The sequence below is a fragment of the Actinoplanes italicus genome, assembly GCF_003001815.1.
Classification (GTDB): Bacteria; Actinomycetota; Actinomycetes; order Mycobacteriales; family Micromonosporaceae; genus Actinoplanes; species Actinoplanes italicus.
In genome coordinates this window covers 1-21,396 of the sequence record NZ_PVMZ01000041.1, presented here as the reverse complement: position 1 = coordinate 21,396, position 21,396 = coordinate 1, and the positions used below count along the sequence as shown (strand labels likewise).

General features: G+C 70.4%; 17 protein-coding genes. 14 read left to right on the top strand and 3 right to left on the bottom strand.

Annotated elements, in window-relative coordinates; all coding sequences use genetic code 11:
- Window positions 1-6 precede the first annotated feature (6 nt).
- Window positions 7-1,977 carry an acyl-CoA dehydrogenase family protein gene (locus CLV67_RS48935; protein ID WP_106330856.1) on the top strand — a complete coding sequence of 657 codons (1,971 nt, stop codon included), beginning with the start codon at window positions 7-9 and terminating at the stop codon, window positions 1,975-1,977.
- A 306-nt stretch (window positions 1,978-2,283) separates the two neighbouring features.
- Here the strand turns inward: CLV67_RS48935 and CLV67_RS51575 are convergent, their stop codons facing one another.
- On the bottom strand, window positions 2,284-2,847 hold the full coding sequence (locus CLV67_RS51575; protein WP_146169630.1) for a hypothetical protein: 564 nt from the start codon (window positions 2,845-2,847) through the stop codon (window positions 2,284-2,286).
- Window positions 2,848-2,929: 82 nt separating this feature from the next.
- On the opposite strand from CLV67_RS51575, the gene CLV67_RS48925 reads away from it, so the two are divergent.
- From CLV67_RS48925 to CLV67_RS48915, 3 genes are all read left to right on the top strand, one after another.
- Window positions 2,930-4,081, top strand: a complete 1,152-nt coding sequence (locus tag CLV67_RS48925) for an NHL domain-containing protein (RefSeq protein ID WP_170154302.1) — start codon at window positions 2,930-2,932, stop codon at window positions 4,079-4,081.
- Between the two features lie 23 nt (window positions 4,082-4,104).
- Window positions 4,105-4,521: a hypothetical protein gene (locus CLV67_RS48920; RefSeq protein ID WP_106330853.1), complete on the top strand. Its 417-nt coding sequence runs from the start codon at window positions 4,105-4,107 to the stop codon at window positions 4,519-4,521.
- A 177-nt stretch (window positions 4,522-4,698) separates the two neighbouring features.
- Complete coding sequence (locus CLV67_RS48915; protein ID WP_146169629.1) at window positions 4,699-5,607, top strand: hypothetical protein; 909 nt, start codon at window positions 4,699-4,701, stop codon at window positions 5,605-5,607.
- 40 nt (window positions 5,608-5,647) lie between these two features.
- On the opposite strand, the gene CLV67_RS48910 is transcribed toward CLV67_RS48915, so the two are convergent.
- The gene (locus CLV67_RS48910) at window positions 5,648-7,081 is read right to left on the bottom strand and encodes a dihydroorotase (protein ID WP_106330851.1); all 1,434 of its coding nucleotides are present in this window, start codon (window positions 7,079-7,081) and stop codon (window positions 5,648-5,650) included.
- A gap of 80 nt (window positions 7,082-7,161) precedes the next feature.
- On the opposite strand from CLV67_RS48910, the gene CLV67_RS48905 reads away from it, so the two are divergent.
- The 10 genes from CLV67_RS48905 to CLV67_RS48865 all read left to right on the top strand — a co-directional run bounded on the left by CLV67_RS48905 (window position 7,162) and on the right by CLV67_RS48865 (window position 19,963).
- Window positions 7,162-8,352 carry a CaiB/BaiF CoA transferase family protein gene (locus CLV67_RS48905; RefSeq protein ID WP_106330850.1) on the top strand — a complete coding sequence of 397 codons (1,191 nt, stop codon included), beginning with the start codon at window positions 7,162-7,164 and terminating at the stop codon, window positions 8,350-8,352.
- Window positions 8,353-9,120: a cyclase family protein gene (locus CLV67_RS48900; RefSeq protein WP_203737904.1), complete on the top strand. Its 768-nt coding sequence runs from the start codon at window positions 8,353-8,355 to the stop codon at window positions 9,118-9,120.
- Window positions 9,117-10,487: an MmgE/PrpD family protein gene (locus CLV67_RS48895; protein ID WP_106330849.1), complete on the top strand. Its 1,371-nt coding sequence runs from the start codon at window positions 9,117-9,119 to the stop codon at window positions 10,485-10,487. Before CLV67_RS48900 ends, CLV67_RS48895 begins: the two co-directional genes overlap by 4 nt.
- Window positions 10,488-10,716: 229 nt before the next feature.
- Window positions 10,717-12,363, top strand: a complete 1,647-nt coding sequence (locus CLV67_RS48890; RefSeq protein ID WP_106330848.1) for a neocarzinostatin apoprotein domain-containing protein — start codon at window positions 10,717-10,719, stop codon at window positions 12,361-12,363.
- Between the two features lie 72 nt (window positions 12,364-12,435).
- The gene (locus CLV67_RS48885) at window positions 12,436-13,407 is read left to right on the top strand and encodes a WxL protein peptidoglycan domain-containing protein (RefSeq protein ID WP_106330847.1); all 972 of its coding nucleotides are present in this window, start codon (window positions 12,436-12,438) and stop codon (window positions 13,405-13,407) included.
- Complete coding sequence (locus tag CLV67_RS52520; RefSeq protein WP_170154301.1) at window positions 13,404-14,486, top strand: hypothetical protein; 1,083 nt, start codon at window positions 13,404-13,406, stop codon at window positions 14,484-14,486. The genes CLV67_RS48885 and CLV67_RS52520 overlap by 4 nt, the downstream gene beginning before the upstream one ends.
- A complete protein-coding gene (locus CLV67_RS48880) occupies window positions 14,483-15,799 on the top strand; it encodes an ABC transporter substrate-binding protein (protein ID WP_170154300.1) in 1,317 nt (438 codons plus the stop codon). The genes CLV67_RS52520 and CLV67_RS48880 overlap by 4 nt, the downstream gene beginning before the upstream one ends.
- Window positions 15,789-16,517: an ABC transporter ATP-binding protein gene (locus CLV67_RS48875; protein WP_106330845.1), complete on the top strand. Its 729-nt coding sequence runs from the start codon at window positions 15,789-15,791 to the stop codon at window positions 16,515-16,517. The genes CLV67_RS48880 and CLV67_RS48875 overlap by 11 nt, the downstream gene beginning before the upstream one ends.
- Window positions 16,514-19,276: an ABC transporter permease subunit gene (locus CLV67_RS48870; RefSeq protein WP_106330844.1), complete on the top strand. Its 2,763-nt coding sequence runs from the start codon at window positions 16,514-16,516 to the stop codon at window positions 19,274-19,276. The genes CLV67_RS48875 and CLV67_RS48870 overlap by 4 nt, the downstream gene beginning before the upstream one ends.
- Window positions 19,277-19,303: 27 nt before the next feature.
- Window positions 19,304-19,963 (top strand): neocarzinostatin apoprotein domain-containing protein, encoded by a 660-nt coding sequence (locus CLV67_RS48865; RefSeq protein ID WP_170154299.1) that lies wholly within the window; start codon window positions 19,304-19,306, stop codon window positions 19,961-19,963.
- A 102-nt stretch (window positions 19,964-20,065) separates the two neighbouring features.
- Here CLV67_RS48865 and CLV67_RS48860 read toward each other — a convergent pair whose 3' ends face one another.
- Window positions 20,066-20,800, bottom strand: a complete 735-nt coding sequence (locus CLV67_RS48860) for a hypothetical protein (protein WP_106330842.1) — start codon at window positions 20,798-20,800, stop codon at window positions 20,066-20,068.
- Window positions 20,801-21,396 lie beyond the last annotated feature (596 nt).

Below are 21,396 nucleotides of genomic sequence, written 5' to 3'. Positions count from 1 at the left end.
CGGCCCATGAGCGATCGTGTCACCGCTGTACTCACCGACGTGCTCGACGGCCGGTGGGCGCACATCCGGCAGGCCGTACGCGAGCGCCTGGGCGCCGAGTTCGTCACCGTTCCCGGTGAGACCGGCGACCAGGCGCGCGAGCGGATCAGCCGGCTGATCCGCGAACTGCCCGCCGACGTCGGCGTGGCGGCCGCGTTCCCGTCCCGCTACGGCGGCTCCGACGACCCGGGCGGCTCCACGGTCGCCGCCGAGATGCTCGGCCAGGTCGACCTGTCACTCATGGTCAAGGCCGGCGTGCAGTGGGGCCTGTTCGGCGGGGCCGTCGTCGCGCTCGGCACCGAGCGGCACCACGAGGCGTACCTGCGCGACATCCTCACGGCGGACCTCATGGGCTGCTTCGCGATGACCGAGACCGGACACGGCTCCGACGTCCAGCAGCTCCGGACGACGTGCACCTATGATCCCGCCTCGCAGTCGTTCGACCTCCACACCCCGCACGAGGCCGCCCGCAAGGACTACATCGGCAACGCCGCCCGCGACGGCCGGATGGCGGTCGTCTTCGCCCAGCTCGTCACCGGTGGCAAGTCGTACGGCGTGCACGCCTGGCTGGTCCCGATCCGCGACGAGCACGGCAACCCGATGCCCGGCGTCACCCTCGGCGACGCCGGTGCCAAGGCCGGCCTGCTCGGCGTCGACAACGGGCGGATCAGCTTCGACCACGTGGTCGTCCCGCGTGACATGCTCCTCGACCGGTACGGCCAGGTCGCCGCCGACGGCACCTACACCAGCTCGATCGAGAACGACACCCGGCGCTTCTTCACCATGCTCGGCACCCTCGTCCGCGGCCGGGTCACCGTCGGCGCCGCCGCGTCCGCGGCCACCCGCAGCGCCCTCACCATCGCCGTCCGCTACGGCGAGACCCGCCGCCAGTTCACGTCACCCGGCGCCGACCGTGAGATCGTCCTCAATGACTACCTCGCCCACCAGCGCAAACTCCTGCCCGCCCTGGCCCGGTCGTACGCGTACGCCTTCGCCCAGGAGGAACTCGCGGTGACCATGGCCGAGATCTTCGCGCTGGACGAGCCCGACGAGCACCGGCAGCGTGAGCTCGAGTCCCGGGCCGCGGGCCTCAAGGCGATGCAGACCTGGCACGCCACCCGCACGATCCAGATGTGCCGGGAGGCGTGCGGCGGCGCCGGGTACCTCGCCGAGAACCGGATCGCCGGCCTCAAGGCCGACACCGACGTGTTCACGACCTTCGAGGGCGACAACACGGTGCTGCTCCAGCTGGTCGCGAAGGGCCTGCTCACCGGATACCGCGACGCTTTCGGCTCGCTGGACGGGTGGGGCCGGGCGACGTTCGTCGCCGAACAGGTCAGAGAGATGGTCCTCGAGCGTACGGCTGCGCGCTCGCTGATCCACCGACTCGTCGACGCCGTGTCCGGCCGCGACGAGGAGGTGGCGGTGACCGACCGCGGCTGGCACCTGGCCGCCTTCGAGGACCGCGAGAAGCACATCCTCGAAGGCGCGATCCGCCGCCTGCGCAACGGCGCCGAGACCAAGAAGGATCGTCCGTTCGAGATCTTCAACGACGTCCAGGACCACGTGCTGGCGGCCGCCACCGCCCACATCGAGCGGATCACCCTCGAGGCGTTCGTGGCCGGCATCGAACGCGCCGACGACCCCGCGGCCCGTGAGCTGCTGTCGAAGGTCTGCGATTTGTACGCCCTGACGACCATCGAGGCGGACAAGGCCTGGTTCCTGGAACACGGCCGCCTCACGCCCGCCCGGTCGAAGACGATCACCGCGGTCATCAACGACCTGCTCCGCGAGCTGCGCCCGCACATGCGCGCCCTGGTCGACGCCTTCGCCGTACCCGACGAGTGGCTGAACGCCGCGATCCTCCGCGAGGAACCGGCCCGCCAGGAGGCGATGGCCAAACAGGACGACGCACTCCGAGCCGCCCAGCTCACCTGAGCGAAATTCGTGCTCCACCGGGCAGACGAGGTGTGAGGCATCCCACCACAGGAGGTAGAAGACTCCGGCGGCGATGAAGCCCCACAAGCGTTTCCGGTTACCGACCCGGAACCGGAGATCTCATCGCCGAAGATCTCGTCCAGACGCAGCTGGGCGATCCTGGCCTGAGCCTCGGTGCAGAGCGTGTCGATGCCCTGACGCGTTGCCACCGGACTAGCGTGACGTCTGGCGCCGGCGATCCGTAGCGCTCGATCGACTGACATCGGCTTCCCGACATGCGCCGCAGGGACAACGAGTGGCTCCCGATCATCGGACGCGGTCGCGCCACGAGCGGGGGATGCCGAGGTCGAAGTGTTCGGCCTTGAGGAGGATGAGCTTGCGCTCCCGGTCCCGCATCAGGTTCGCGAACGCACCGGTCATCTCGCCGATGAAATCCTGTTCACGAAATTGCCGCAGAGCACCGGGTTCGATCTCCACCTGCCAATTGATCATGCCGGTCGTCCGAATGTGTAGAACTGCAGATGGTGAACCGGCTTCGCACTCCAATTCCCGCAGACCGCTCGCAAATCTCTCCTGCCGGGAATCACCGGCGGTGCGGCGCTCCTGCGCGGCCTCCTCAGTCGTGAGCGATTGTGATCGGCGGTAGATGTCCCTGCGCTCCCGTTCCCAGGCCACCCAGGTGTTGGTCCCGAGACCGGCGAGTTGCCTGCTCAAGCCCCGTTCGTCGTACCACTCGAAGGTGCCGCGGGAAAAGGTGATCCGCAGACTGAGGTCACCGGAGATCAATGCCCGAATTTGACCATCGGGCGATGTTCCCCTGGCCGACATCGCACGAAGCTGCTCACCGAAGTCCGCGCCATCGGCATTCATGTCACCCTCCCGCTTTCGAGGCCGCCCCCCGAACCGATCGACGACAACCAACGTATGCGCTGGTGTGTGGTACACAAAATTCGTGACGGGGCGCCGGATTCTCGCGGCTGTGATGGCGATGCTGTATGTCTTCTCGGCACCGGGCCCGGCAGCGGCCGACGACGGTGCCGGCTCGCTGACCCTGATCGCCGGTGGAAACGGCCTGGGGTTCGGCGGGGACGGCGGTCCCGCCTCGTCGGCCAAGTTATCGGCGCCGCACGGTGCCGCGGTGGCACCGGACGGCGTGATGTACATCGCGGACACCGGCAATCACCGGATCCGGGCCGTCGCGGTGAACGGCACCATCAGCACGATCGCCGGTGACGGCAGTGACGACGGCGAGACCGGTGGGCTGCCGGGAGGGGCGAAGGGAACGACCGTTTCCTTGCGCGCGCCGACGGAGGTCGCGATCGGTACCGACGGGGCCGTCTACATCGCCGACGCGGGCGTCAGCCGGATCTATGCTCTCGCGCCTGACGGCACGATCACCGTCCGCGCGGAGGTCACTGACAGCCGCGACCCACGGGAACTGCGCGGACTGGCGGTGTCGGCGGACGGCACGGTATTCGTGTCCGACCGTGACAACGGCCGTGTACTGGCCTACGCCTCTGGCGGAGCGGAGAGTGTCGTCGCGGGTGACGGGGCCGCTCCGCAGTCGTACACACCTGTTCCGTCGCCGAACAGCCTGGCGGTCGATTCGCACGGAGATCTCTGGATCGCCGGCCACTACCTGTTCCGGGTGCGCGACGACGCAGTCGCGCCCGTCACCTTGCCGGAGGAGGACCGGTGGACGGTGGGTGAGGGCAAGGCGTGGCCGCCTGCTGACCGGGCGTTGGACGACGTGTATTCGGTCGGCGTCAGCGGATCAGGTGTCTACGTCGTGGACAACGCACGGAGGGAAGTGCGCTGGCTGAGTGCCAACGGCGCGATCTCCACCGTGATGGGCCTTCCCGTTGATCCGTTCGGATTGCTGGATCCGGTGGATGTCGTCGCCGGTCCGGGCGCCAACGGGGCGATCTATCTGATCGACGTGACCGGGAGCCGGATCTTCGCCGCGGAGGTGCCCCGGGACGCACCGTCCGTGGACGACGGAGGCGCGCCCGTCTGGATCTGGCTGCTGGCCGCCGCGGGTGTGGTCGTGATCGCCGGTGTGGTGTTCGTGGTGTTGCGGCGCCGCCGGCCGCGCGAAATCTGAACGCGTTCAACGGGGAGGAAGAGATGGCGGATGTCACCGGTGGAGACCTGCATCGGCTGTGGCGGGTCTCGGAGGTTCACCTTCCGCGTATCGCCGACGTCTTCTACGACGCCGGTCGGGTGCTGGGTGGTGCGACGGGGAACCGATCCGCGTTTCCCGTCGACGACATCGGCCCCGGAACCGGCTTCCTGGTGAGCTCGGTCGGCGGGGCGTGGGAGGACCTCCGTTCGACGATGCAGGCCCTCCTGACCCACATGGGCGACGTCGTCAATGAGGCGGCCGGTGGAGTCCGGGTGGCCACCGAGGTGTTCGACCGTACCGACGGCGAGAACGCCGAGAGCATCCTGGAGGCCTATCACCGGGAGAACCTGGGCACGGACCCGAACTCCCTGCCGCCTGCCCGGGAGTCGTACCCGCCGCCTTCACGGCCGACGCCGTGACCTGGCCGGGAGGAGAGTGTGATGGCTGATGTGGGGACCGTGCGGCAGTTCGACGTGACCACGCCGCCGCACTTGGCGGGCGCCGCCTTCGAGGACGCTGTCCGGCGTGACGCCCGAAAGCTCAAGGAGGAGCTGATCCGGCAGACACTCCAGGACGCGTCATCGTGGAGCAGGTCGGTGGAGGACAAGTGGGCGAACGCGCATCCCGGTGAGGCACCGATCTACGCCATTCCGCACGAGGAGGTCGAGCAGTATCGGGAACGTGTGCGAACCGAGGACTTCGAATGGATCATTCCCTCCTTCGAGCGATACCTCGTTCCCGATCCGGATCAATTCAATCCCCTCATCGACTCCCTGAGGTACGTCGAGGCGCTGTTCACAGGCCGAACGGACGCGAACGGTGCCTGGATCGGAGCGGGTGATCAACTCGGCCGGATCAACGATGTCCGTACCGACCTGGATGAATGGGCCGGTAAGTTCAAGGACAGCTTCGTCGACAGCTTCGTGACCCCGTTGCAGGGCACCATCCCGAATCACGGGGAGCTGGCCCGCATCACCGGTGAACAGATGAAACTGACGAAAGTCATCTACATCCGGCAGCGGCAGTCGGTGCTCGACCTCCTGGCGAACGGGATCAAGGCGACACAGGCGCTGAGCAACGGAGCCTGTTCGGCCGAGGACGCCTGCAAGTGGGCCTCCATCGCGCTCGTCGTCGTCGGCACTGTTGCGGGAGCTCTCGCGCCGGGCTGGGGGGTACTGGGGGCGGCGCTGTTCATGGAGGTCTCGGGAACGGTGAGTGGCGGACTGGTCCCTCAGGCCAAGGAGGAGCAGACGGTACCGCTCGCGGCACCGACTGCGACCGAGGTCGCCTCGAACATCGCCAACGCGATGAGCCGGCTCAGCACCGACATCAGCCTCATGGAGGAGAAAGCCTCCGACGCGTTGCGGGAGCTTTCGCGAGTGGCTGAGAAGCATCGGATGAAGGCGGTCGGCGAGAACGCCTCGGGGCCTTTCTCGGTGGCGGTGCCGGAACTGGCCTACGCCACACCCGCCCAGATCTCGGTGGGACTGAAGCCCGACGTCTGACGTTTTCGGGCCGGCCACGCGAGTGGCCGGCCCGACCCGCTCAGCGGGCCACGAAGGCGCCTCGCGGTGAGCCGAGCACCTCGCCGTTCAGGTAGGCGATCTCACCCCGGAGTACGGTGGCGACCGGCCAGCCCCGGACCTTGCGGCCCTCGAAGGGGCAGTGGTCCTGGCCGGACAGCAGGAGGTCGGTGGTGACCTCCTGTTCCAGGTCGGGGTCGATGATCGCCAGGTCGGCGTCGTATCCGATCAGCAGGTTGCCCTTGCGGCCGTCCAGGCCGTAGGCGCGGGCCGGGTTGGCCGACACCAGCTCGGCCACGCGGGCGGGGGAGAGGCCCCGCCTGTGCATGCCCTCGCTGATCAGGATCGGATAGAGCAGCGCCGTCCCGCCGAAACCGGGCAGGGCCGGCCACAGTTGGTCGCCCTTCTCCTGCTCCAGGCAGCAGGCGTGGTCGGACGCCACCCAGCCGACGGTGCCGTCGACGACGCCGGCCCACAGGGCCTCGGTGTCGGCGGCGGTACGGATGGGCGGGTTCACCTTGCCGCCGAGTCCGCCCCGGGCGTCGAGTTCGGAGTGGGTGAGGCACAGGTGGTGCAGGGTCACCTCGAATCGCATGTCGACCTCGGGCATGGCGATCCGGGCCTCGCGGGCGGCGGCCAGCGCCTCGCCCGATGACAGGTGCAGCAGGTTGATGGCGCAGTCGGTGGCGCGGGCCAGGGTGGTGGCCTCGCCGATGGCGACGCGTTCGGTCAGTGGCGGGCGGGCGTCGGAGTACGCCTTCAGGGTCTGCGGGTCGCCGCTGTTGCGTACGCGGTCGATGAACAGGCGCATCAGCTCGGCCTGCTCGCAGTGCAGCGACAGGGAGACGCGACGGTCCGAGGCGCCGTTGGCGGCGGCGACGGCCTCCATGAGCTGGTAGAGGTGGCCCAGGTCGTACTCGTCGCTCATGGTGAAGGCCTTCGCGTCCCGGGAGTCCGCCGAGAGGTTGAAGCCCTTGTAGAACATGTAGTACTTGAACGAGCTGACGCCGCTCTCCTCGACCAGCGACGAGACCTCGCCGACCTGGGCCGTGTCCATCGGCGCGAGGTGGAAGCCGTAGTCGGTCCACGCGTGGCCGGCGACGGAGGACAGCACCTCCGGGAAGATGCCGGCGTACGGCCCGGTCTTGTTGAGGTAGTGCTGGCCGGTGCGGAAGTAGGACAGCACCGTGGTCGCCCCGCCGACCAGTGACGATCGGGTCTCCTCCGCCGCGTCGACCGGGAGTGGGCGATAGATGCCCAGGTGGAAGTGTGCGTCGACGGCGCCCGGGAAGACGAGTTTGCCGGTGGCGTCGAGGACGGTGTCCGCCTCGTCAGGGGGGAGGGAAACAGCGATCGCGGCGACCTTGCCGTCCTTGGTGGCCAGATCGGCCCGGATCGTTCCCAGGTAGGGCACGACCAGGGTGCCTCCGCGGACCAGCAGATCGTAACGGCTCATCAGGCGACCTCCGTGCGCAGAACTGTTTCGCACACAGTAACGAGGTTTCCCTTAACGGAACAGAGCGGTTAGGGTGTGTCATGCACAGCCCTCTCGAGGGAGTCCGCGTCATCGACGCGTCGACCCTGTTCGCCGGACCCCTGGCCGCGACGATCCTCGGTGACTACGGCGCCGACGTGACCAAGATCGAGCACCCGGTCAAGGGGGATCCGGCTCGCGGCCACGGCCCGTCGAAGGACGGTGTTCCGCTCTGGTGGACCATGCTGGCCCGCAACAAGCGCACCATCACACTCGGCCTGAGCACTGAAAAAGGCGCAGAGGTCCTGAGAAGGGCACTGAAACGGACTGACGTGCTCATCGAGAACTTCAGGCCGGGAACCCTGGAGCGCTGGGGATTGGCGCCGGCGGAATTGCTTGAGATCAACCCGAAGTTGATCATCGCAAGAGTCACTACATACGGGCAGTTCGGGCCGTACTCGCACCGCCCCGGATTCGGGACCCTCGCTGAGGCGATGAGCGGTTTCGCGGCCATCACGGGCGACCCGGACAGACCGCCGACCCTGCCGCCGTTCGGGCTGGCTGACGGCATCGCAGCGCTGACCACGGCCCAGGCGATCATGACCGCTCTGTACCACCGGGACGTGCACGACGGGCCGGGGCAGGTCGTCGACCTGGCCATCGTCGAGCCGATGCTCACCGTCCTCGGCATGCAGGCGATGGTCTACGACCAGCTGGGCCAGGTGCAACGCCGGACCGGTAACCGTTCCGTCAACAACGCGCCGCGCAACACCTACCGCACCGCCGACGGCCGCTGGCTGGCGATCTCCACGAGCGCCCAGGCCATCGCCGAGAGGGTGATGCGACTGGTCGGACGCCCGGAGCTGATCGACGAACCGTGGTTCGCGACGGGGGTGGGCCGGGCCGCGCACGCCGACGTCCTGGACGAGGCGGTCGGCGGCTGGATCGCCGCGCGGGACGCGAAGACGGTCACCGACGAGTTCGAGAAGGCGCAGGCGGCGATCGGCCCGGTCTACGACATCGCGGACGTCTTCGCCGACCCGCAGTTCATCGCGCGTGACTCGATCACGACCGCGCACGATCCGACGCTCGGGCCGGTGCGCATGCCCGGCCCGCTGTACCGCCTGTCGCAGACGCCCGGATCGATCCGCTGGACCGGCCGGCCGCACGGTGCGGACACCGACGATGTGCTCGCGGACCTCGGCTACGACGAGGAAGAACGGGCGAGGCTCCGGGCCGAAGGGGTTATCTGAGTGAAGGTTTTCGATCTGGCGCAGCCCATGCGCCGCGGCATGCCACAGTCGCCGAACCATCCGGCCTACGCACACGCGCTGGTCCGGCGGCACGGCGACATGGTGCGCGCCGGCGGTGGCTCGGCCGCCAACGACATCCTGGTGATGGGTACGCACGTCGGCACGCACGTCGACGCGCTGGCACACGTGTCGCAGGACGGCCTTCTGCACGGCGGGGTGGTCGCCGCCGACGTGCAGTCCGACACCGGGTTCGCCCGGCTCGGCATCGACGAGTTTCCCCCGTACGTCGGCCGGGGGATCTTTCTCGATGTCGCGAGAGTGCACGGGGTGGAGGTGCTGCCGCCGGGCTACGAGGTGACGGCCGCGGACCTGACGGCCGCCTCCGGCGACCTCGAGATCAACGCGCGCGATGCGGTTCTCATCGGGACCGGCTGGTCACGGCGGTTCGGCGACGGACAAGCCTTCCTGGGTACGTCCGAAGGCGTGCCCGGCCCGGGCGAGGAGGCAGCGCGCTGGCTGGCCGAGCGGAGGGTCGCGGTGACCGGGGCGGAGACGATCGCGTACGAGCGGATCGCGCCCGGAGCCGGTCACGCGAGCCTGCCGGTGCACCGGATCCTGCTGGTCGAGGCCGGTATCAACATCGTCGAGACGATGCTGCTGTCCGGGCTGGCCGACGCCGGGGTGACCGAGTTCCAATTCATCCTCGCGCCGCTGAGACTCGTCGGCGCGACCGGTTCCCCGGTGCGGCCGCTGGCGGTAGTCACATGACCCTCGCGCGGGCCCTGGGGGAGTTCGCGGCCAAGGTCGATCCACCGGAGAAGGTGCGCGCCGACGTGCCGACCCGGATCCTCGACGTGCTCGGGAACAGTCTGGCCGCGTACGCGGAGTCCGACGCCGACGCGGCGCCCGCGGCACTGGCCGTGATGCGCCGCTGGGCGGGCGTGCCGGAGTCCACCGTGCTCGGCTACGGCGACCGGCTGCCGGCGCCGTCGGCCGCGTTCGTCAACGGGGTGCTGGCGCACTCGCTGGACTTCGACGACACGCACCTGCCGTCGGTGCTGCACCCGAGCGCTTCGGTGGTGCCCGCGGCGCTGGCCGCGGCCGAGGCCGGTGCGCCCGGTGACCTGATCGCGGCGATCGCGGCCGGCATCGAGGTGACCAACCGGCTCGGCATGGCCGGCTGCGACCCGGAGACTGGCGCGAACCTGTACTTCGAACGTGGTCAGCACGCCACCTCGATCTGCGGCACGATCGGCGCCGCGGTGGCGGTGGCCCGCCTCTACGAACTGGACGCGCGGGGGATCGCGGACGCGATCGGGATCGCCGCGTCGATGGGCGCCGGCGTGCTGGAGGCGAACCGCACCGGCGGCTCGGTGAAGCGGGCGCACTGCGGCTGGGCGGCGCACGGCGGCGTGGTGGCCGCGACCCTGGCCGAGGCGGGGCTGACCGGGCCGCCGACCGTGCTCGAGGGCCGGTTCGGGTTCTTCACCGCGCACACCGGCCGGTTCATCCCGGACGCCGTGACCGACGGTCTGGGGGAGCGCTGGGAGCTGCTGCGGACGGTGTTCAAGCCGTACCCCTCGAATCATTTCACCCATGCCGGCATCGACTGTGCCCTCGCCCTGCGCGCGGCCGGCCTGGATCCGGACGACGTGGAGAGCGCCGAGCTGGGTGTGGCCGAGCCGGTGCTGCGCACGATCGCCGAGCCGGCCGCCGAGAAGGCGGCACCGCGCACCGGCTATCACGCGAAGTTCTCCGGCCCGTACACGCTGGCCGTCGCCCTGACCGGCGGTGGCGGCCTGGGGGTGGGGCTGGACGACTTCGCCCGGCTGGACCCGCGGCGGCTGGCGCTGGCCGCGCGGGTGCGGATGTACGCCGACCCGGGCGCCACCGCGGCGTTCCCGCGCGCGTTCGCCGGGGTGCTGCGCGTACGGACCAGGTCCGGGACGGTCCTGGAGCACCGGGTGGCCTCCTCGCGCGGCGGTCCCGGCCATCCGCTGAGCGCCGGCGAGGTGAACCGGAAATTCACCGGCAACGCCAGTCGTGCGATATCGGTCGATGCGGTCGGTGCCCTGTCGGCGGCGGTGTGGCGGCTGGGCTCGGGCGGACCGGTTTCCGCGGTGTTTCCGAACTGACGCGACTGTCCGCAATTTTCGGAAACGCTGTATCGCAGGGCGAGATAAGGCTGGTCGGTGGGTTGACATGAGTGTTGCGGACTGCGTTTATAGATCCCACGCAGAAAGAAAACACCGTTTCCTCTAGGGAAACGTCAAGGAGACTGGATGCGTACCGCGCGCTAGAACACCACCGTCGCGCAGGCGTCGGGGGTGCACCCATCCGAGAGAAGGGGACGCGGCACCAACCATGAAACCCACCGTTCGTAAGGTCCTGATCGCGGCAGCGGCCGCCCTGGCCGGCGTCATCGTCGTCCAGGCGCCCGCCGCCGCGTACGGCCCGACCGCCAACTCCCTCGGGTGCCGGATCTACTTCAGTGACGCCGGCACCGGTTCCTCCCCGAGCACATGGGCCGACACGTTCACCCTGACCCAGACTCCGGCGTCGCCGAAGCCCGGACAGACCGTGACCGTCTCGCTCACCGCGGCGGAGGGGTCCACCAACGGCCCGGTTCCGCTCACCGCCGGCAGCGTGCCGGTGGCCGTCACGGTCGGGATCTCCGGCTCCCAGACCGGCACGGTCACGCTCAACCAGGCCAACTACCCGTCCGGTGCCGTCGCGGCGGCCGCCAAGCTCGGCGGCTTCACCGCCACCGGCACCTTCGTCGCGGGCGCGGCGGGCTCGGTCGGCCTGACCGTCAAGCAGGTCAAGTTCGCCAACACCACGGCGTCCACGTACTGCTCGGCAGCGGGCGACCGGGACCACAAGGCGGCACCGGCGGACACCACGATCGTGCAGGCCGTCAGCGTCTTCGACGGCGGGGCGACCATCACGAGCATCACCGGTCAGACCGGCGTCACCGCCGCCCGGGCCGGCAACACGATCAACTTCTCGGTCACCGGTCTCGCCCCGGACGCGTCGCTCACCGCGTCGCTCAAGGACGCCTCCGGTGGCGGTACGGGCGACGGCAGCGGAACCGGGACGACGGGGGCGAACGGGGCCGGCACCGGCTCGATCGCGGTCCCGGCCGGTGCGGTCACCGGCGACCGTTCGGTGGCGGTCACCGACGGCGCCAACACCGTCCTCGCATCCATCACGATCCTCGGCACGCCGGCGATCACCATCACGCCCGCGGGCGGCGGTGCCGGTACGGCCGTCACCGTCAAGGGCACCGGCTTCAACCCCGGCAGCACGGTGTCGGTCGGCGGCTACAAGGCGCTCACCGGGGCGCCACCGCCTCCGGCCACCTCCGACGCGGCGGTCACCGCCACCGCGACGGCGACCGGCGGCATCACCGCCTCGTTCACCGTCAACGACCCGGCGACCGCCTGGATCGGCGCGTCGTCGGGGCAGCTCTTCGCGCTCGCCGCGTGGACCGCCTCGGCGGACTCCTGCGTCGCCGCGACGGGCAGCGTCGACGGGGAGTGCGACCTCACCTACGAGCTGTCGCAGACCGTCACCGGTGGTTCCCTGGCGATGGCCCGCGGGGCGGGTTCCAGCTCCATCGCCTTCGACGGGGTGACGATCAACGGCGCGGCACAGACCGCCACCGCCGACCTGCCGGTGATCAACGTGACCGACTACCGGGGCAGCACCTTCGGGTGGGACCTGACCGCGGAGGTCACCGACTTCGCCGGTGTGCCCGGGGGAACGATCCCGGCCGACGCCCTCACCTGGACGCCGGCCTGTGCCGCGCACGCCGGGGCCACCAACCTGGTCACCGCGGCACCCGGCACCGCCGGGGAGAAGGTCAACGCCGGAACGCTCTGCAAGGGCCCGGAGAGCACCGCCGGTACGGGCGGCTCCTTCGACGCCTCCGCCGAGCTGGCTCTCACGGTGCCCGGCCTGCAGCTGGCCGGCACCTACACGGCGACGCTCACCCTGACGCTGAGCTGATCCGAAGGGTGGGGGACGGCCGCCACCGTCTCCCACCCGTTCTCCCCTTTCGAAGCCGATGGAGGGACAACCATGCGGATTCTCGTGGCCGTGCTGGCTCTGGCCACGGCGCTCCTGATCCCGGCCACCCCCGCTGTGGCCGGTGGAAACGGCGACTGGGCGGTCACACCGACGCCGGCGAAGAACCCGGGGCCAACACCCCGCCTCTACTTCTTCCTGGACGCGAGCCCCGGCCAGACCGTCAAGGAGTCGGTCCGGGTCACCAACCTGGGCAAGGACCCGAAGTCGTTCGTCCTCTACGGGGCCGACGCCTACAACACGCTCAAGGACGGCGGCTTCGCGCTGCGCACCAGGGACCGCGCTCAGGTCGGCCTCGGCGCCTGGGTCAGCTCGGTGGTCGCAAGGATCACCGTTCCCGGCGGCGCCAGCGCCGACGTGCCGTTCACCATCACGGTCCCGGCCCAGGCCACGCCCGGCGACCACGTCGGCGGTGTGGTCGCCATGGAAGCCGAGCCGAGCGGCTCCGCCGAGGCCGGCGGAGCCACCGTGCGCATCCAGCGGGCCGTCGGCGCCCGGGTCTACCTGCGGGTCGCCGGCACCGTCGTGCCCGGCCTGTCGGTGGCGAAGCTCGACGTCGGCATCGACTCGCCGCTGCTGCCGGTCCCGGCGCGCGGCGACCTGACCTACACCGTCGCCAACATCGGCAACGTGCACCTCATGCCGGACGCCACGGTCCGCGCCACCGGCCTCTTCGGACACTCGATCAGAGTCACCGGCTCGCTGCCGTCCAGCGACATGGTGCCCGGCGCCGAAGGGCAGTTCACCATGCGCGCCGAGGGTGTCTGGCCGTTCGACGTCGTCACCACCTCGGTCGTGGTCAAGGCCGACGGCGGTGTCTACGCCCGCAGGTCCGACCGTACGTTCGTCTGGTCCTGGACCGGAGTCGTGCTGATCGTCGCGCTGGCCGCAGGAGTCCGGTGGAGCATGTACCGCCGCATCCGCAGCCGCGAGGCCCGGCCCCGCGGGCTGGTGACCACCGGATGAGGCGTTGCACGGTCCTGGCGGCTATCACGTTCCTCCTGCTCGCCGCCGCGACACCCGTCCGGGCCGGCGGCCTCGTGGCCCGCCTGTCGGTGAGCGAGGCCTCGCCCGGCGAACAGATCCGGGTCACCGGCGAGGGCTGGGAACCGCATCAGCTGCTCCAGTTCGTCACCTGCGGCGAGGGCGGCGTGACCGGCTCCGGCGCGTGCGACACCCGCGGCGCGCTGGCCACCCCGGTCCGCGGGGACGGCACGTTCGTCGTCGACCTGACCGTCGGCGAACCACCGAGGGCATGTCCCTGCGTCGTCCACATCGCCGCCGTGCAGGGCGACACGGACGCCACCGTCAACCTGCCGATCACGCTGACCGGTCACGCCGTCGGGCAGATCCCGAAGGGCGCCGACCCGGTACGGGAGCTGATCGTGCAGGACGCGCGGCTCACCGGCGGCACCGCGGCCGCCTGGTTCGGCGCGCCCGACAGACTCACGCTGATCTACACGATCCGCAACCCGACGACGTCGACGCTGGCCGGCGCCACCGCGCGGGCGCGACTCGGCGGAGGCGGCGACGACAACGTCGTGCACCAGCAGCAGATCGCCGGCCTGGGCCCGGGGCAGAGCCGCACCCTGCGGGTGCCGATCGAGATCCCGCTCGCCGCGTTCGGCCGGTACGTGGTCCAGGTGGACGTGAGCGGGCTGGCGCAGGCACGGATCACGCTTCACGCGTACCCATGGGGCCTGCTCTTGATCAATGTTCTCGGTCTGATCCTGATCGCCTGGGGCGTGTCGCGCCGATTGCTGCGCCGCAAGGACGACCTGGCCTGGGCCGATCCGTCCCGCACCACGCTGCCGTCGGTGGTGCGGCTCGGCAGCCTCGGCGCGTTCCTCGTCTTCGACGACGCGCCCGGCGCCCGCCGCCTGCGCCGGATGGCCGGTGCCCAGCTCAGCCTCGACCACCTGCGCGAGATGGTCGGCCGCGGTCAGGGTGGCGGCGACTCGGTGCTCGACCTGGACGCCCTCGGGCACGTGATGGCCCGCCGCTATCCCCGCGAGATCACCCTCTTCGAGGAGGAGGAACGATGAGGTCGCCCTCGATCCGGGTCGGCGCCGTGCTGGTGGCCGCGGTACTCGCCTACACCAGCTGCGGCACGCTCATGCCGGGAGCCGACAGCGCCGGAGGTGCGTCCGGCAACGGCCCCGGCGTCACCGGCGACTCGGTCAAGGTCGTCTTCATCGGCACCGACCTGACCGCGACCGCCTCGATGACCGGCTTCAAGAACGCCGACGTCGGCAAACCCGCGGACCAGGTCGAAGCCCTCGAGTCGTACGTCAACGCGAACGGTGGCATCGCCGGGCGCAAGCTGGTGGCCGTCTACCGCGAGTACGAGGCGAGCAAGGACTCCCCGGCCGCCGAGACCACGCTGTGCAGCCAGATCACCCAGGACGACCGGGCGTTCGCCGTCGTGCTGACCGGCCAGCTGCAGTCCAACGCCCGGCCCTGTTACGCCCAGCGCCGCACGCTGATGCTCGACGCCACCCTGATCGCCGACGACCGGGCCACGTTCACCCAGCTCAATCCGTACCTGTGGACCGCCACCTACCCGGAGTACGACGCGTTCGCCGAGTCGTTCCTGGCCGTACTCATCCGGGAGAAGTTCTTCGAGGGCCGTAAGGAGGCGGGCCTCGTGGCCGCGGACACCCCTGCCAACAGGTCGATCTTCGACAGGCTCGTGGTGCCGTCGCTCGCCGGGATCGGCGTGAAGGTCGACGTCTCGTGGATCGACACGACCAGCCTCGGCACGCTCAACAGCGGGCTGTCCCAGGCCGCCGTCAACCTGCGCGGCCGCGAGATCGATCGGGTGTTCTTCCTGGGCGGGGCCCGGATCGCGCCGTTCTTCATGACCAGCGCCAAGGCACAGAGTTTCACCGCCACCTACGGCATCTCCACCTTCGACAGCCCGATCTTCATGGTCAACAACCCGGGGACGGTTCCGCCCGAGTCGCTCGAGGGCATGATCGGCATCGGGTTCGCGCCTGCCAACGACGTACCGGACTCGCAGCTGGGGTTCCCGGCGACCGACGCCGAGAAGCGGTGCCTGAACATCTACGAGCAAGCCGGGATCACCTTCCCGAAGAGGGAGAACGCCCGGGTCGCCTTCACCTACTGCGACGCCGCGCTGCTGCTCCAGGGTGCCGCCGCCGAGCTCGGCTCCGACCTGAACGCCGCGGCCTGGGGCGCCGCGGCCCAGAAACTCGACTTCGCGACGGCAGGCGGGTTCGGCGGGAAGATCGGCCCCGGCGGATACGCGGCCGGCACCGGATACCGGGTGCTCAAGTACGACACCGGGTGCTCCTGCTTCACGTACCAGGGGGAGGTGACTCCCCTTGGACAGTGAGGCCCTCCGGGTGACCGGCCTGTCCGGTGGATACGGCGCCGTCCAGGTGATCTTCGGCATCGACCTGACCGTGCGCAGAGGCGAGACGGTCGCGCTCTGCGGCCCCAACGGGGTCGGCAAGTCCACCCTGGTCCGGATGATCTCCGGCCTCAGCCGCCCGTCGTCCGGCACGGTGCTGCTGGGCGGCCGGGACGTCACGTCCGTGCCCGGCGCCAAGCGGGTACGGATGGGCCTGACCACGGTCATCGGGCAGCAGGCGTTCGGCTCGCTGTCGGTGCGCGACAACCTGCGCATGCACACCTACCCGGTGCCCCGGCATCACGAGAGGCCGGACACCGCCGTCGACGGGGCGCTCGCCGTCTTCCCCCGGCTGAGGGCCCGCGCCGACCAGCCCGCGTCCACACTGTCCGGGGGCGAACGGCAGATGCTCGTGCTCGCCAAGACGCTGATCCAGCGGCCGGACGTCCTGCTGATCGACGAGTTCTCGCTGGGCCTGGCCCCCGTCGTGGTCGGCGGCCTGCTCGAACTGATCCGGCGGCTGGCCGCGGCCGGGGTCGCGACCCTGCTCATCGAGCAGTCGGTGAACGTGGCCATGTCGGTCGCCGACCGGATGCTCTTCATGGAACACGGCACGATCATCGCCGAGCACACGCCCGCTGAGCTGCGTGAATCACCCGACCTGGCCCGTCGGCTGGTGCTCGGAGGTCACGCGCAATGAGTGTCGCGGGGTTCGACCTCGGGTTCGACCGGCTCACCGTCGGACTGTTCACCGGGCTCACCTACGGCCTGCTCGCGATCGGTCTCGTGCTGGTCTTCCGGTCCAGCCGGTTCGTCAACTTCGCGCACGGCGCCGTCGGCGTCTTCGGCGCGGCCGTCCTCGCCCGATTCGCCACCGGCATGCCGTACTGGCTCGCCTTCCCGATCGCCATCGTCGTCGCCGGCGGTCTCGCCGCGCTGATCGAGATCGTCGTGGTCCGCCGCCTCTACCGGCGCCCCCGCGTGATCGGCATGATCGCCACCCTGGGCCTGTCCCAGTTCATCCTGGTCCTCGCCCTGCTCGTGTCCCGCGACAGCTTCTCCGGTACCACCTACCCGAAACCGCCGGGCCTGCCCGCCTTCAGCATCGGCACCACCGCGGTCGGCTCCTCGCTCACCGCCATGCTGCTGCTCACCCCCGTGCTGCTGGCCGCGCTCGCATTCTTCCTGCGACGCACCAGGTACGGCATCGGCATCCGTGCTGCCGCCGACCATCCGGACGCGGCCACCGTCAACGGCGTACCGGCGCCCCGCATGGCCACCCTCGCCTGGGCCGTCGCCGGAGGCATCGCCGCGTTCTCGGCCATCCTGCTCACCCCCACCCAGGGCGTGCAGTCCATCGAGTCGCTCGGCCCGCAGCTGCTGTTGCGCGGCCTGGCCGGCGCGGTCATCGCCCGGATGACGTCACTGCCGATCGCGTTCGGAGCCTCCATCGGCGTCGGCGTCCTCGAACAGATCCTGCTGTCCCGCGAGGGCAGCGGCTTCGTCGACGTGGTCCTCGGCCTGGCGATCCTCGTCTCGCTGCTGCGCCAGAGGCAGGGCGGGCGCCGAGACGACCAGGCCGCGCCCTGGCCCCGGCAGGAACGCCGGGCGCCCTCGGCCGCGGCCCGCGCCGGGCTCGCGCTGCTGGCGGCCTCCGGTGTCGGGCTGGCCTACGTCGTCAGCAACGCGACCGCCTCGATCCTCACCACGATCTGCGGGTTCACGCTCGTCGCGCTCTCGGTGATCCTGGTGACTGGCATCGCCGGCGAACTCTCCCTCGGCCAGTTCGGCTTCGCCGGCATCGGGGCGGCCGTCGCCGTCCAGGTCGCGGTGCTGACCGGCAACATGTTCCTCGGCACGGTCGCCGGATGTGCCGCGGGAGCGCTGTCGGCCGTGCTCGTCGGCATCCCGGCGCTCCGGTTGCGCGGGGTCGCGCTCGGCGTGACCACGCTCGCGTTCGCGCTCGCCACCAGCGGCTGGCTGCTGCGCCGGCCATGGCTGCTCGGCGACGGCCTGGACGTAGCCTACCCGGTGTGGCACGACTACACGGTCAGCGTCGCCACCGACTACTACCTGTTCGCGCTGCTCCTGCTCGGCCTCGGCTGGTGGGTCACGGCACGCCTCGGCGGCGGGGGCTTCGGCAGGCTTCTCCTCGCCCTGCGCGACAACGAGGAGGCCGGGCGGGCCCTCACGGTCAAGGCGCCACTGCGCAAACTCCAGGCGTACGCCGTGGGCGGCGCCCTGGCCGGCCTCGGCGGTGTCGTCATCGGCTTCGGGCAGTCCCAGCTCAGCATCAACAACTTCCCGGCCGCGGCCAGCATCGACGTGGTCGCCATCGCGGTCGTCGGCGGCCTCGCCCGCACCGGCGGAGCGCTGCTCGGATCGGTGCTCATCGTCGGGGTGCCGCTGCTCTATCCGCTGGGCATTCCCGGACAGGCGGTGCTGACCTTCGGGTGGCTCCTGGTGGTCGTCCTGCTGCCCGACGGCCTGGGCGGCTTCGTTGCGGGCGCCGTCCCGCGCCTGTGGCGCCGACTCACCGGCCGGCTGCGAGCCCCTCAGACCGCTGGCTCTCAGCCCGCGAGCCCGGCGGCCGTCGACCCGGTGAGTGCGCCGCGCCTGTGGAACATCGCGCATCTGCCCGCCGAGCCATTGCCACCCGGCGAGACCTTCGGGCCGCTGCTGGAGGTCACCGGGATCCGCAGGTCGTTCGGCGGGGTCCGGGCCGTGCAGGACGCCACCTTCACCGTCACCGAGGGTGAGATCGTCGGGATCATCGGCCCCAACGGCGCCGGCAAGACCACGCTGTTCGAGATCCTCGCCGGTTTCACCGGTTCCGACGGCGGCGTGGTCCACTACCGGGGCCGGAACGTGACCTCCTGGACGCCGGAGGCCCGGGCCCGATCCGGGCTGGTGCGCTCCTTCCAGGACGCCCGCCTCTTTCCCGCGATGACCGTCCGCGAGAACGTGATGGTCGCCGCCGAGAACATCGCCCCCGTGCGTCTCGCCCTCGACGTCATCGGCGACGAGCGATCCGAAACGGTCAAGGCGGAACACGCCAACGCCGCCCTGCGCGCCATGGGCCTCGACTGGCTAGCCGACCGGCCCGTCGGCGAGCTGTCCACCGGCACCCGCCGCGTCGTCGAACTCTGCTGCCTGCTCACCCTCCGGCCACGGCTGCTGCTGCTCGACGAGCCGTCCTCCGGCCTCACCCAGGCCGACGGGAAGGCGCTCGGTGACCTGATTCTGCGGGTCCGCGCCGAACTCGGCACCACGATCCTCGTCATCGAGCACGACCTGCCGCTGCTGTCCCGCGTCGCCGACCGGCTGATCGCCATGGACGCCGGCACGGTCATCGCCCAGGGCCCGCCCGACGAGGTCCGCAACCACCCGGCGGTCGTCCTGTCCTATCTCGGCACCGACGAGGCTGCCGTGGCCCGGTCCGGCGAACCGGCCGGCTGACCCCGATCGATCATGGAGGTTCCATCGATGGCCCTTACCCCGTCCCTCCGCCGGCCGGCCGCCGCGGCCGCCGCCGGCCTGATCTGCGCCGGCGCCGTGCTGTTCGTGCAGCCGCCTCCCGCGCTGGCCGCGGCCAAGCTGCACGTCTCGAAGACGACCGGCATCGCCGACGGCGAGAAGATCACGGTCTACGGCACCGGTTTCACGCCCGGGCTCACCGACCTGGCCCTCGGCCAGTGCGTCAAGAACCCGGCCACCGCCACCGACTGCAACCTGACGGGCGGAGCCGAGTTCGTCTCCACCGACGGCTCAGGCAAGACGAAGACGCTCACCCTCACCATCACCAAGTCCTTCAGCGGCAAGAGCTGCGACAACGGCTGCGTGGTGGCCGCACAACTGCTGCCGTCCAGCCACACGGACGACGAGGTCAAAGCCAACAAGGTCCAGGTCGGGATCACCTTCGGTACGGGCAACGCGACGTCCACCAAGACGGCCACGTCCACCAAGCCGGCCACCGCCACGGCTACGTCCGACGACACCGACGAGGATTCGGGCGCCCTGCCGAAGACCGGCCCCGGCCAGGAGTGGGCGACCATGCTGCTCGTCGGCAGCGCGTTCCTGCTGCCCGGCGTCGGCCTGCTGGTTCTGCTGCCGGCCCGCAGACGGCGAATGGCCGGCTTCCGTTAGAGACGTTCTCTCCCGCGGTCATCCCTCTCGAGCGGGAGAGGACGGTTCAGGGGTGTGGGGCCGGCTGTGCGCGGGGCCGTTCCCACACCCCCGATCCGTTCTTTACTTGCCCAGGGCCGACTGGTCGATGACCTGGTCGGCGGCGGGCGCCGCGATGTCGAACTTCTGGCCGAACTCGGTGAACTTGATGCCGTCACCGGTGGCGGACTTGCCGACCCTCAGCACGTAGGGCTCGCCGGTCGTCGCGATGTACAGCGAGGCGTCGGCGTCGCCGCTGTCGGTCAGCGTGACCGCAGGCTTGCCGTCGACCTGTACGACCTCGCCCTTGGCCACCTTGCCGGTCGGCTTGAGCAGCTCGTCGACGTCGGCGGCCGCGAAGAGACTGCTCGTCGAGTCCTTGGCCGGAACCGCGACCCACTTGCCGCCGGTTGCCGCGGCCATCGTCTTGGCCTGCTCCGGACCGGCCAGCAGAGCCCAGAAGCCCTCGCTCGGCTTCATGTACTGCTTGTCACCGACGGCCAGGATCTCGACGTCGGCGCCCTCGCCCATCGACATCTTGCCGGACAGGTCCTTGCCGGAGACCTTGAAGTCCATCGTCATGACCGTGCCCTCGGAGGTGCCCGAGCCGGCGAAGTGGAACGAACCGGCCTTGGTGAGGGCCTCCTTGGCCTTCGTCAGGATCTCGTCCGCGGTCAGCGCGGCGACGCCGTTGTCCGCTGCGGCCTGCGTCGTGGCGCCGGACTTCGGCTCGGCACCGTCGCTGCTGCTGCAACCGGTGAGCAGCATCGTGGCCGTGGCCAGGACGGCGATGCCGGCCCGGAACGCAATCTTCTTCATCAGATCTCTCTCGTCACCGCGACGTGGACCCCCGCGCCGCCCGGAACAACTTGGTAAAGCCGGGCGAATCTATCGGGCCAGGGCAACGAACAGGTCACCTTTCCACGGCGATCGATGAGGCATATCGCACATTCGCCAAGTTACCCACCCACGCGGGTGGCCGGCGAAGCCACCGCCCTCACGCGCCACCAGCGGTCACGCCTGCCACGTTCGCCGGCCCGCGCCCGTTACCCCAGCCCTCGCCTCGCGGTTCGTCACCTGCTCGCGGTCCGTCACCTGCTCGCGGTCCGTCACCTGCTCGCGGTCCGTTAGCGCCCGCGCTCCGTTACCGCCCGCGTCCGGTCATCGCCCCGCGCCCCATCGTCCGGTCAAACTCCCCGAGCCAACCCCACGCCGCCGGGCGCGAGCTTGTGCGTGGTGATTTGTGGCTGGTGGGTGGGCGTGGGTCACCACGGTGCGGGGTGTGGGGTGGTGTGTGGTGATCTGCGGCTGGTGGGTGGGCGTGGGTCACCCCGGTGCGCGGTGCGCGGTGCGCGGTGCGGGGTGCGCGGTGCGGGGTGCGCGGTGCGGGGGGTGTGGTGCGGGGTGCGCGGTGC

What these genes read in the sequence shown, in the direction of transcription:
- CLV67_RS48890 (WP_106330848.1), top strand. Translation starts at nt 10,717, where the DNA reads ATGAAACCCACCGTTCGTAAGGTCCTGATCGCGGCAGCGGCCGCCCTG.
- CLV67_RS48895 (WP_106330849.1), top strand. Translation starts at nt 9,117, where the DNA reads ATGACCCTCGCGCGGGCCCTGGGGGAGTTCGCGGCCAAGGTCGATCCA.
- CLV67_RS48885 (WP_106330847.1), top strand. Translation starts at nt 12,436, where the DNA reads ATGCGGATTCTCGTGGCCGTGCTGGCTCTGGCCACGGCGCTCCTGATC.
- CLV67_RS48910 (WP_106330851.1), bottom strand. Translation starts at nt 7,081, where the DNA reads ATGAGCCGTTACGATCTGCTGGTCCGCGGAGGCACCCTGGTCGTGCCC.
- CLV67_RS48905 (WP_106330850.1), top strand. Translation starts at nt 7,162, where the DNA reads ATGCACAGCCCTCTCGAGGGAGTCCGCGTCATCGACGCGTCGACCCTG.
- CLV67_RS48935 (WP_106330856.1), top strand. Translation starts at nt 7, where the DNA reads ATGAGCGATCGTGTCACCGCTGTACTCACCGACGTGCTCGACGGCCGG.
- CLV67_RS51575 (WP_146169630.1), bottom strand. Translation starts at nt 2,847, where the DNA reads ATGAATGCCGATGGCGCGGACTTCGGTGAGCAGCTTCGTGCGATGTCG.
- CLV67_RS48865 (WP_170154299.1), top strand. Translation starts at nt 19,304, where the DNA reads ATGGCCCTTACCCCGTCCCTCCGCCGGCCGGCCGCCGCGGCCGCCGCC.
- CLV67_RS52520 (WP_170154301.1), top strand. Translation starts at nt 13,404, where the DNA reads ATGAGGCGTTGCACGGTCCTGGCGGCTATCACGTTCCTCCTGCTCGCC.
- CLV67_RS48880 (WP_170154300.1), top strand. Translation starts at nt 14,483, where the DNA reads ATGAGGTCGCCCTCGATCCGGGTCGGCGCCGTGCTGGTGGCCGCGGTA.
- CLV67_RS48870 (WP_106330844.1), top strand. Translation starts at nt 16,514, where the DNA reads ATGAGTGTCGCGGGGTTCGACCTCGGGTTCGACCGGCTCACCGTCGGA.
- CLV67_RS48860 (WP_106330842.1), bottom strand. Translation starts at nt 20,800, where the DNA reads ATGAAGAAGATTGCGTTCCGGGCCGGCATCGCCGTCCTGGCCACGGCC.
- CLV67_RS48920 (WP_106330853.1), top strand. Translation starts at nt 4,105, where the DNA reads ATGGCGGATGTCACCGGTGGAGACCTGCATCGGCTGTGGCGGGTCTCG.